The sequence below is a fragment of the Blautia sp. CAG:257 genome (assembly GCF_000433815.1).
In the GTDB taxonomy this organism is placed as follows: Bacteria; Bacillota; Clostridia; order Lachnospirales; family Lachnospiraceae; genus Blautia_A; species Blautia_A caecimuris.
On the sequence record NZ_HF998992.1, the window covers coordinates 1 to 10386 of the forward strand.

At 34.5% G+C, this 10386-nt stretch carries 10 protein-coding genes and 1 pseudogene; 9 read left to right on the forward strand and 2 right to left on the reverse strand.

What is annotated here, in order from left to right; genetic code table 11:
- Nucleotides 1–37: 37 nt before the first annotated feature.
- A pseudogene (locus QVP40_RS13815) lies at nucleotides 38–187 on the forward strand (transposase domain-containing protein); the annotation flags it as partial.
- 352 nt (nucleotides 188–539) lie between these two features.
- Here the strand turns inward: QVP40_RS13815 and QVP40_RS01740 are convergent.
- Both QVP40_RS01740 and QVP40_RS01745 read right to left on the reverse strand, forming a co-directional pair.
- Entirely contained in the window at nucleotides 540–1277 is a 738-nt protein-coding gene (locus tag QVP40_RS01740) for a GntR family transcriptional regulator (protein WP_022066792.1), read from the reverse strand.
- Nucleotides 1274–1984 carry a GntR family transcriptional regulator gene (locus QVP40_RS01745; protein ID WP_022066793.1) on the reverse strand — a complete coding sequence of 237 codons (711 nt, stop codon included), beginning with the start codon at nucleotides 1982–1984 and terminating at the stop codon, nucleotides 1274–1276. Before QVP40_RS01745 ends, QVP40_RS01740 begins: the two co-directional genes overlap by 4 nt.
- Nucleotides 1985–2296: 312 nt before the next feature.
- Here QVP40_RS01745 and QVP40_RS01750 point away from each other — a divergent pair, with 312 nt between their 5' ends.
- From QVP40_RS01750 to QVP40_RS01785, 8 genes are all read left to right on the forward strand, one after another.
- Entirely contained in the window at nucleotides 2297–3292 is a 996-nt protein-coding gene (locus QVP40_RS01750) for an SIS domain-containing protein (RefSeq protein ID WP_019163030.1), read from the forward strand.
- A 9-nt stretch (nucleotides 3293–3301) separates the two neighbouring features.
- On the forward strand, nucleotides 3302–4153 hold the full coding sequence (locus tag QVP40_RS01755) for a PfkB family carbohydrate kinase (protein ID WP_016222131.1): 852 nt from the start codon (nucleotides 3302–3304) through the stop codon (nucleotides 4151–4153).
- A gap of 16 nt (nucleotides 4154–4169) precedes the next feature.
- The gene (locus QVP40_RS01760; protein WP_022066794.1) at nucleotides 4170–5450 is read left to right on the forward strand and encodes an ABC transporter substrate-binding protein; all 1281 of its coding nucleotides are present in this window, start codon (nucleotides 4170–4172) and stop codon (nucleotides 5448–5450) included.
- A gap of 71 nt (nucleotides 5451–5521) precedes the next feature.
- On the forward strand, nucleotides 5522–6415 hold the full coding sequence (locus tag QVP40_RS01765; RefSeq protein ID WP_022066795.1) for a carbohydrate ABC transporter permease: 894 nt from the start codon (nucleotides 5522–5524) through the stop codon (nucleotides 6413–6415).
- Nucleotides 6408–7217: a carbohydrate ABC transporter permease gene (locus QVP40_RS01770; protein ID WP_022066796.1), complete on the forward strand. Its 810-nt coding sequence runs from the start codon at nucleotides 6408–6410 to the stop codon at nucleotides 7215–7217. The genes QVP40_RS01765 and QVP40_RS01770 overlap by 8 nt, the downstream gene beginning before the upstream one ends.
- 31 nt (nucleotides 7218–7248) lie before the next feature.
- Complete coding sequence (locus QVP40_RS01775) at nucleotides 7249–9282, forward strand: beta-galactosidase (RefSeq protein WP_022066797.1); 2034 nt, start codon at nucleotides 7249–7251, stop codon at nucleotides 9280–9282.
- Nucleotides 9258–10163: a YitT family protein gene (locus QVP40_RS01780; protein WP_173753399.1), complete on the forward strand. Its 906-nt coding sequence runs from the start codon at nucleotides 9258–9260 to the stop codon at nucleotides 10161–10163. The genes QVP40_RS01775 and QVP40_RS01780 overlap by 25 nt, the downstream gene beginning before the upstream one ends.
- Before the next feature lie 23 nt (nucleotides 10164–10186).
- On the forward strand, nucleotides 10187–10378 hold the full coding sequence (locus QVP40_RS01785) for a hypothetical protein (protein WP_173753397.1): 192 nt from the start codon (nucleotides 10187–10189) through the stop codon (nucleotides 10376–10378).
- Nucleotides 10379–10386: the final 8 nt, after the last annotated feature.

The window sequence follows — 10386 nt, forward strand, 5'->3', positions numbered from 1 at the left end:
GGCGGTCAAAAAATGAGCCAGTACTCATGGTTTACCGTATACGATGGCAAAAGCACATGGGCTGAATATTTATGGATATCTTAAATTTCTGCTGGAGCACCGGCCAGATAAAGATATGACCGATGAACAGCTTGCAGATCTGGCACCTTGGAGTGAAAAACTCCAATCTATCAAAAATCGCATGTGAATTATAGTGAATTACTCCAACCCGCAAAGGGCTGGGGTAATTTTGTATCTGAACGCATTAATATTGGGCGCTTACTAAAGAAATGTAAAAATTGTGAAGTGATGTGCTATTATTTCAGTTAAGTCATTGTGTTTTTCTTCCATTGTGATTTCTACTGATGCATTGGCATACATCATTTTAGAACATGAAGAGAAAAATACAATGACTTTTCTATCCGACTAAAAATGGTTAATTCTAAGCGGCTTTAGGTGGTCAATTTTCCCCGCCCCTAACAAAAGTATTATTTTGTGTATATTCTATCTTGTTTTGTTTATGGTGCATACACATACTAAATGGTAAAATTAAAGTAAATTTAGATATCATTTGTGACAAAGCGCACTTCAAGTTTATCAGGGCGTGAATAACTTTCTGTATATTCAACTAAATTACCATTTTCATCGTATCCTATGAATTCAATATAGTTGACGATAGAGGTGGCACTTGGAAGATGAAGGTGCTTTTGAAGTTTTTCGCCTGCTTCTACCATCACCATTGTCTCATTAAATTTTACAGGCAAATGATTTTTGGATTTCATATAATCATAAAGCGATATGTGCTCAAAATTGTAATTATCGATATCTGAAAAAAAATGAATAGGAACATAGGTAAACTCAATTGCAAGAGGTTCCTTGTTTCCAAGACGAATTCGATGAATACCGTATATTTCATCTTCTTCAGAAAGTCCAAGTTTATCTGCAAAGTATTTTCTGTTTTTGATTATACCTGTGCCTAAGCATTTATTGGAAATTTCAATACCAAAGTTACGAACTAAAGAGGTAAAGCTGGCATTTTTTGATTCATTTAGTACTCCTAAAGCAACTCGATTTTGTTCGGGTTTGCGGACAAAAGTTCCCTTTCCGTGAACGCGAATTAAGTAATGTTGGCTAATTAATTCGTCAAAGATGTCATGAATCAAATACCGACTTACACTATACATTGTTGCAAAATCCCGTTCGCTAGGAAGCAACTCCCCAGGAAGATATTCCTGTGTTTTAATTTTTGTAATGATACTAGATTTTATTTGTGCGGCTAATACATCATCATTGCTCATAAAACTACCTCCTTGATAAAACCAAAACGATCAATTAGCATATTATTTTCAAAAAAGACTGCAAGATGTCCTTGTTTATCATACATGAGCCCTTTGTATTTCATTAAAGGGCTATCAACAGGAATATTTAAAATTTGAGCAGTCTTTGTGTCTGCGTAAAGTAAGGTGACTTTTTGATTCGATTTTGCCAAGGTTATTTGACAATTGTTTGTAATCAAATCAATTGCAGGAGCAGAAGCAGCAATTTGTTGGGTGAGATTTGGATAGATATATTCAGGAATATAAGTTGTATTGATACAAATTAGTTGAGTACCATCTGAATAAAGCCAAACAATTTTGTATATTTTCGATTTTTCAGGAAGTAACATTTCGCTTGCAAGATAGTTATCTGCTTCTATTTTTTTGAAATCATATAATTCGTAAGTTAATTGTCCGCTATCTTCCTCTGAATGTAAGGAAAAATTACGAATGGATTGTAAAATGCGTTTAGGCGCTACGTAATAACCACTTCGTGGTTTTGAGATAATTGTTTTATCTTGAAGTAACAGATTCAAGGCTCCACGAACAGTTAAGCGTTGTACATGAAACAGCTCTGCCAGCTTTCGTTCCGAAGGCAGTTTGTCACCTGGAAGATAGTGTTCTTCCTTTAGCATGTATTTGATTTCTTTTGATAATGCAACATCTAAAGTTAATAAATTTTTTTTCATAAGAACTCCTAATATTATAATTTACTTGTAAATTCTAATCAAATTATACGTTGTCAGTTCTTAAAAAGCAAATGGAAAGGAAAAAAGAAATGAATAAATAAAAAATATAAAAACTGGTATAGTAAATTTAAAATGTGTTTCATACCAGAATAAAAGAAATATATGCATTGTGTATAAATAAATGCATTTATATTTATAAAAATACAACAATATTCAATATTTTTTACATGAAGTATTGAAAAAAAATAAAAAAGTGGTATACTAAATTTAAAAATAGTCACCAATACAAAGGAAGCGAAAGGGGAAAACAATATGTTGAAATTTAATGAACAGAAACAGATTGAAAGTGTGAATGGAGCGCTTGCTCTGAGAAATCAAATTAATGAATTGATTGATGGAATTTGTAAAGAAGGATACAAAAATATTTGTTGGCTCGGTATCGGTGGAACATATGCATCTTGCCTCCAGGCAGAGGTTCATATGAAAGAAAAATCAAAACTTTCATTTTTTGTTGAAAACGCAGCAGAGTATTTGACAACTGGAAATAAAAAAGTTGGAGAAGGAACTATTGTAATTATTTCGTCTGTTACAGGAACAACTTCTGAAATCGTAGATGGAGTAAAAAAAGCACAGAAGAGTGGAGCAAGGGTGATTGGTTTTATTGATGTTGCTACTGCAGAACTTGCAAAACTTGTAGACTATGTGATTACATATCCTGCCAATGAACAATTGAAATTTTATATGGTAGCAGATAGATTTATGTATAATGCAGGAGAATTTCCAGAATATGAGGATTTATACAAGGAGTTGGATCAGTATTTGGCAACTGCACTTGTGGAAGTTGAAAAGGAAGCAGATGCTTTCGGAGAAGAATTTGCAAATCGTCATAAGGATGACAAAATTCATTATTTTGTTGGGGCTGGGAACCAGTATGGTGCCACATATTCTTATGCAATGTGTTATTGGGAAGAACAGCATTGGATTCGTACAAAATCTATCCACAGTGCAGAATTTTTCCATGGAATGTTAGAAATAATTGACAAAGATACACCAGTTACAGTATTTATTGGGGAAGATTCTCAGAGATCATTGAGCGAGCGCGTTGCAAACTTCTTGCCACGCATTTGTGGAAAATACAATATTATTGATACCAAGAAATTTGAATTAAAAGGAATTAGTCCAGAGTACAGAGGATATATATCACATTTAGTGATGCATGCGGTAACACAGAGAATTGATGCACATATGGAAAAAGTCAATTGTCATCCTATGGAAATCAGAAGATATTACAGACGTCTGGACTATTAAGGTGGCAAAATGGACAGAAAGATAAGAGTAGCAGCAATAGGAGATAATTGTATTGATTATTATGATTCATTGAATGAATCTTATCCAGGGGGAAACCCAGTGAATGTTGCTGTATACATAAAACGATTAGGTGGAGAAAGTTCTTATACAGGTGCTGTTGGAACTGATTCATTCGGAAAAATCATGATAAGTGCAATTCAAAATAAAGGAGTTGATACTTCTCATATTCAAGTGCTGGATGGAAAAACCGCAGTTACACATGTTGACATTGTAGATGGAGATAGAGTGTTTGGAAAATATGAAGAAGGTGTTTTGGCAGACTTTAAGCTAAGAGAACAAGACATTTCCTTTATAAAGAAACATGATTTAGCGGTTACAGGAATTTGGGGAATGATTGAAGATGAGCTTCCACTTATTTCGAAAGAAATTCCAGTTGCATTTGATTTTGCAAATAAATTTGCAAATCCAATTGTTGAGAAAGCGATTCCATATGTGACATATGCATTCTTCTCTTTTGACGAGGAATCACGCAATGAGTTTAGACAGAAATATCATAGCATGGGCTTAAAAGAAAAAGAAAATTGTATGGAACAATTAAAGGAATTCATGAAAGCAATGCAACAAAAAGGACCTAAAGTCATTATTGCAACATTGGGGAAAAATGGAAGCATTGGGTATGATGGAAATTCTTGGTATCGATTTGGAATCATAGAGTGTAAAGTTGTTGATACAATGGGTGCAGGCGACAGTTTTATTGCCGGATTTTTATATGGGATTTTGAATGGATTGAATGTTCAAGATTCGATGGAAGCAGGAGCTCAGAATAGTGCGGTAACAATAGGCTATCAAGGGGCATGGTAGAAGGAGAATATAACAAATGGGAAAAAAAATAGTGGCAATTTTATTGATAGCTACGATGGCAATGGGTATTGCAGCATGCGGAGGTTCAGGGGACAAAAAAGACGATAATACAATTACAGTATGGTGTTGGGACAAAACATTTAATATTTTTGCAATGGAAGAAGCTGCAAAAATTTATCAAGAAGATCATCAAGATGTGAAAATTGATATTGTCGAAGTTGGAGATGTAGATGTACAGTCTAGACTTACTACGGCTGGTACATCAGGAGATCTAAGCACATTGCCAGATATTTTTTTGATGCAAGACCATGCATTCCAAAAAAATGTAATATCTTATCCAGATGTATTTACAGAAATTTCTGAAAAGAAAATTGATTTTTCAGAATTTGCTTCTGGTAAAACAGATTTTTCTGTTGTAGATGGAAAACACTATGGAGTGCCTTTTGACAACGGAGCAGCAATTGCTTGTTATCGTACAGATATTTTGCAAGAAGCTGGAATGACTTTAGAAGATTTTACAGATATTACTTGGGATGAGTGGGTTGAAAAAGGCAAAGTAGTACTGGAAAAAACAGGAAAACCATTATTGACAACGTTAGCAGGCGAATGTGATTTGCTTACGATGATGTTACAGTCTGCAGGAGCATCTTTGTTTAATGAAGATGGAACAACGAATATTGCAAAAAATGACACTTTGAAGAAGGTAATTGATACATATTGTAAAATGAAAGATTCAGGTGTGTTACAGGAAGTAAATAACTGGGATGAATACACTGGCACAATGTTGAACAGTGAAGTTGCAGGTGTGATTAATGGGTGTTGGATTATGGGAACAATTCAGACAGCTGAGGATCAGTCTGGAAAATGGGCTATTACAAATATTCCAAAACTTACAAATGTAAAGGGTGCCACAAACTATTCAAATATTGGAGGTTCTTCCTGGGCAATCTCAGGGAATTGTGGAAACGTAGAGTTAGCAGAAGATTTTCTTGCGTCTACATTTGCTGGAAGTACAGAGTTATATGATAATATTCTCTCTTGTGGAGCAATTGCTACATGGACACCAGCAGGAGATTCTGATGCATATGCAGTACCGAATGAATTTTTCTCTGGTGATGCAGTGTTTGAAAAAATAGTTGACTATTCAACAAAAGTTCCTTCTATTATTACGGGACCATATTTCCATGAAGCAAGAGACGCAATCTCTGTTGCGACAACAAATATTACAAATGGTGCAGATTTAGAGGAAGAGCTTAAAAAAGCGGAAGATACTGTTAATTTTAATATGGGACAGTAAGAGAGATTCCTATTATACAAGGGGATGGAATGTAGAACCATCCCCCTTATGGATAGAGAGGAGGAGTTTTTGTGTCTAACAAACCAAGAAAAATGACGTTGGAAAAAAAGCATAATTTAACAGGATGGGCTTTTTTGGCACCAGCAACATTTTTGATTGCGGTGTTTAGTTTTTGGCCAATGATCAAAGCGTTAGTTTTATCTTTTCAGACAGGGAAAGGTAGAAATATGCAGATGGCTGGATTTACAAATTACATCAGATTGTTTCAAGATGATGTATTTATTCAGTCAATAAAAAACACATTTTTTTATTTCATTCTTCAAGTGCCCATTATGCTTGTAGTAGCGATGGTGTTAGCTTGTATTCTAAATAAAAAAGACTTACGGTTTAAAGGATTTTTCCGAACAATGATTTTTTTGCCGTGTACAACTTCATTGGTTGCGTACTCAATTATTTTTCGGTCTTTGTTTGCAAATGATGGATTAGTAAATTATGTTCTAGTGAATTTGGGAATTTTGGATAAACCATATAATTTTTTGACACAACCATTTGCGGCAAAAATGGTTATCATATTGGCTCTTTTGTGGAGATGGACAGGATATAATATGGTATTTTTCCTTTCTGGATTGCAAAACATTGAATATTCAGTATACGAAGCTGCAAAAATTGATGGAGCATCAGCAATACAGACATTTTTTAAGATTACTGTTCCATTATTAAAACCAACTATCTTGTTGACAGCAATAATGTCAACAAATGGAACATTACAGTTATTTGATGAATCAATTAACTTGACCGATGGAGGTCCTGCGAATGCTTCAATCTCTATGTCACATTACATATATAATTTATGTTTTAAGTATGTGCCGAATTTTGGATATGCAGCAGCGATGTCCTTCTTTATATTACTGTTGGTTGCAGTATTAGCATTTATACAAATGAGGGTGGGTGATAAACGTGATTAAAAAGATGAAAAATATAGGAATGTATGCATTCTTGATTTTGGTTACTTTTATTTCAGTATTTCCTTTGTACTGGATGGTAAGTGCATCCACAAACAAAAGTGTGGATGTATCAAAAGGCGTATTATCGTTTGGCTCTCATTTGGGAGAAAACTTGAAAAATCTGCTGGCAAATCAAGATGTAGGGGCTGCATTGGTCAATTCATTTAAATATGCAATATTACTTACAATAGTTTCGATGGTGATATGTTCCTTGGCAGGATATGGATTTGAAATTTATCATGATAAAGCAAAAGATGCCGTGATGGGTGTGATTCTTCTTGCAATGATGGTTCCATTTATTACGATATTGGTCCCATTGTTTCAGATGGTTGCAAAAATGAAAATGTTAAATAGTACGTTGGGATTCATTTTACCAACGGTATCAACCCCATTTTTAATCATGATGTTTCGGCAGAGTGCAAGATCATTTCCTCGTGATATTATTGAAGCTGCCAGATTAGATGGACTTTCGGAAATTAGAATCTTCTTTCAGATGTTTATTCCTACAATGAAATCAACATATGCAGCGGCTATGACTATTACATTTATGAATGCTTGGAATAGTTATATGTGGCCGAAAGTAATTATGACACAATCCAAGAGCATGACAATGCCAATGGTTGTAGCAAATCTGACAGAGGGATATGTAACAGACTATGGAATGCTTATGTTGGCAGTCTTAATATGTACATTGCCTACCGCCTTAGTATTCTTTATTTTACAGAAGAATTTTGCAGAAGGTATTACTGGAGCTGTAAAATAATAAATGATATCTATAAAGAAAGGGATTAGAAATGGAATATAAAAAAATAAATATGCCAGGTCTTCTGCATGGTGGAGATTATAATCCTGAACAATGGTTAGATAGACCGGATATTCTTGAAGAGGATATCCGGTTAATGAAATTAGCGCATGTAAATAATGTTTCACTAGGAATATTTTCGTGGGCATTTTTAGAGCCAGAAGAAGGAAAATATCAGTTTGACTATTTAGAAGAAATTATTAACCGTTTATATGACAATGGCATCTATACAAATCTAGCTACACCAACAGGTGCAATGCCAAATTGGATGACTCAAAAATATCCTGAAGTAATGCAGACAGATGAAAACGGGATACAGAATTTACCAGGAAAAAGGCATAATTTTTGTTACACGTCTGCTGTTATGAGAGAAAAAACTAGAAAGTTGGATTTGAAATTATCAGAACGCTTTGGAAAACATCCAGGAGTAATTCTTTGGCATATATCAAACGAATACGGAGGAAATTTTAGGGATGCTTCTTGTCATTGCGAAGAATGTCAAAAAGCATTTCGGAAATGGTTGAAAAAAAAATACAAAACATTGGATGTATTGAATCATGCATGGTGGAGTGCGTTTTGGAGTCATACTTATACCGATTGGGAACAGATTCATTCACCTTCTCCGAGGGGAGAGGATGAATTACACGGTTTGAAATTGGACTGGAAAAGATTTGTGAGCGAACAGTTACAGGACTTTTGTAGAGAAGAGATTCGAGCTGTTAAAACATATTCGGATCTTCCAGTTACAACAAACATGATGATGTATTTTTCACCATTGGATTATGATAAATGGGCAGAGGAGTTGGATGTGATTTCTTGGGACTCTTATCCGAGTTGGCATACAAAAGAAGATGAAGTACCGATTGCTGTGTGGGCAGCCTTTATGCATAACCAGATGAGAGGATTTCAGAAGAAGCCATTTTTGATGATGGAATCAACACCATCACTTGTGAATTGGGATGAGGAAAATAATGTAAAAAGACCGGGGATGAATTACTTATCTTCAATGCAGGCAATTGCGTTAGGTTCGAATAGTGTTCTTTATTTTCAATGGAGAAAAAGCAGAGGATCGAGTGAAAAGTTTCATGGAGCGGTTGTTGATCATGATGGGTCAGAAAAGAATAGAGTTTTTCAAGAAGTTGCTTGGATTGGCAAAGATCTAGAAAAGCTAGGCAGTCAAATACTAAGTACATGTAATAGGGCGAAGGTAGCTATTATTATGGATTGGGAAAATTGGTGGGCTCTTTCTGACGCACAAGCAATATCGAGAAAATTTGATTATACGGAAGAACTTTTAAAATATTATCGGGTTTTTTGGGAAAAAGGAATTGAAGTTGATATAATTTCCATGGATCGAGAGTTGTTAGATTATCAGCTTGTGGTTGCTCCGACCTTGTACTTGCATAAAAAAGAGTATATTCATAAAGTAGAAGCATATGTGGAAGCAGGTGGAATATATGTAACAACTTATTGGAGTGGAGTTGTAGATGAAACAGATTTATGTTTTATTGGAGAGAGACCACATGAGAGATTGCTAGGATTATCAGTTGATGAGATTGATGTTGGGAATGAATATTTTCCAAATACTTTCTCCTATAAAGACGATGTATATAAAGCCGGTGTGTTAAGAGAAGTTGTGACACTTCAAACTGCAAAGCCGTTGGGAACATACTTGCAAGATTACAATGTAAATACTCCAGCAATTACAGAAAATGCGTATGGCAAAGGAAAAGCTTATTATGTTGCTGTTCAACCAGATCTGGAATTTTTGAAAGAATTTTTGGGCGATGTAATTGAGGAAGCAAATGTGGAAGCAAATCTGACGGAAACATTACCTTATGGAGTTACTGTTTCAAAAAGAAGTGGAAAAGAACAGAAAGATGATGTGTATTTTCTTCAGAATTTTAACAGACATCCTGTGAAGATGGTTTTGAATGAATGTTATACAAATTTGATTACTGATGAAATCCTTACAGGTTCAATAAAACTGCAAACATATCAATGCATTGTGATGAAAAAGAAATAAGATTCCGTAATAGGGAGGAACTCACATTGAAATCAAAGGCAAAGACATTTTTAATTGATATTTTACTTGATATTGTAGGTGGTTGTTTCATTGCGATTGGAGTCTATAATTTTGCAGTGGCATCTGGATTTCCGGTAGCAGGTATATCCGGTATTGCAATCGTGTTTTATTATTTTTGGAAAATTCCAATTGGTACAATGACGACAATTTTGAATATTCCAATTATTTTAATTTGTTACAAGTTGTTGGGAAAACAATTTTTTTTAAGATCAATAAAGACAATGTTAATTTCTAATATACTGATGGACTGGGTTGTTCCATTGTTCCCGGTTTACCAAGGTGATATGATGTTATCTTGTATTTGTATGAGTGTATTCTCAGGAATCGGATATGCATTAATTTACATGAGAGATACCTCTACAGGTGGAGCAGATTTTGTTTTGATGGCAATACACAAGGCAAAGCCACATATTTCTGTAGGAAAAATTATCATTGTTATGGATTTTATTATTGTAATTATTGGTGGAATTCTGATGCGTGGAAACATTGATAAGATTATTTATGGATTAATTGGAACGTATATTCTATCATTTGTCGTAGATAAGTTAATGTATGGCGTTGATGCTGGAAAACTTGCTTTGATTGTAACAGAAAAGGGACCACAAATTGCGGCAAAAATTGATGAACTATCACAACGAGGGGCAACTTTGATTAAAGCAGAAGGAAGTTATACAGGACGTGAAAAAGAAGTATTAATGTGTGCATGTAACAATAAAGAAATGCATACGATTCAAGAAGCTGTAAAGAAAGTAGATTCATCAGCGTTTCTTGTTACAATGGAATCGAATGAAGTGCGTGGAAAAGGATTCAAGCCAATATAATATAAAAATTAAGAAGTTCTAGCATGGATCGGTATAAGATTGGATCCGGAACATTATCTTTGATTATGGAACGTTATCACGCGGGAGGAATTCCGATTGAAGAACTCCAGATGATGCCACCAAAAGAGGTGGAATTACTTTTTTATCCTCAGAAAAATATTAAAAAGAAGGATATACCATTTCCAGATTTCCAGTACTATTTATACAGGTCATAAGATGATAT

What these genes read in the sequence shown, in the direction of transcription:
- QVP40_RS01750 (WP_019163030.1), top strand. Translation starts at nt 2,297, where the DNA reads ATGTTGAAATTTAATGAACAGAAACAGATTGAAAGTGTGAATGGAGCG.
- QVP40_RS01785 (WP_173753397.1), top strand. Translation starts at nt 10,187, where the DNA reads ATGGATCGGTATAAGATTGGATCCGGAACATTATCTTTGATTATGGAA.
- QVP40_RS01755 (WP_016222131.1), top strand. Translation starts at nt 3,302, where the DNA reads ATGGACAGAAAGATAAGAGTAGCAGCAATAGGAGATAATTGTATTGAT.
- QVP40_RS01740 (WP_022066792.1), bottom strand. Translation starts at nt 1,277, where the DNA reads ATGAGCAATGATGATGTATTAGCCGCACAAATAAAATCTAGTATCATT.
- QVP40_RS01775 (WP_022066797.1), top strand. Translation starts at nt 7,249, where the DNA reads ATGGAATATAAAAAAATAAATATGCCAGGTCTTCTGCATGGTGGAGAT.
- QVP40_RS01745 (WP_022066793.1), bottom strand. Translation starts at nt 1,984, where the DNA reads ATGAAAAAAAATTTATTAACTTTAGATGTTGCATTATCAAAAGAAATC.
- QVP40_RS01780 (WP_173753399.1), top strand. Translation starts at nt 9,258, where the DNA reads ATGCATTGTGATGAAAAAGAAATAAGATTCCGTAATAGGGAGGAACTC.
- QVP40_RS01760 (WP_022066794.1), top strand. Translation starts at nt 4,170, where the DNA reads ATGGGAAAAAAAATAGTGGCAATTTTATTGATAGCTACGATGGCAATG.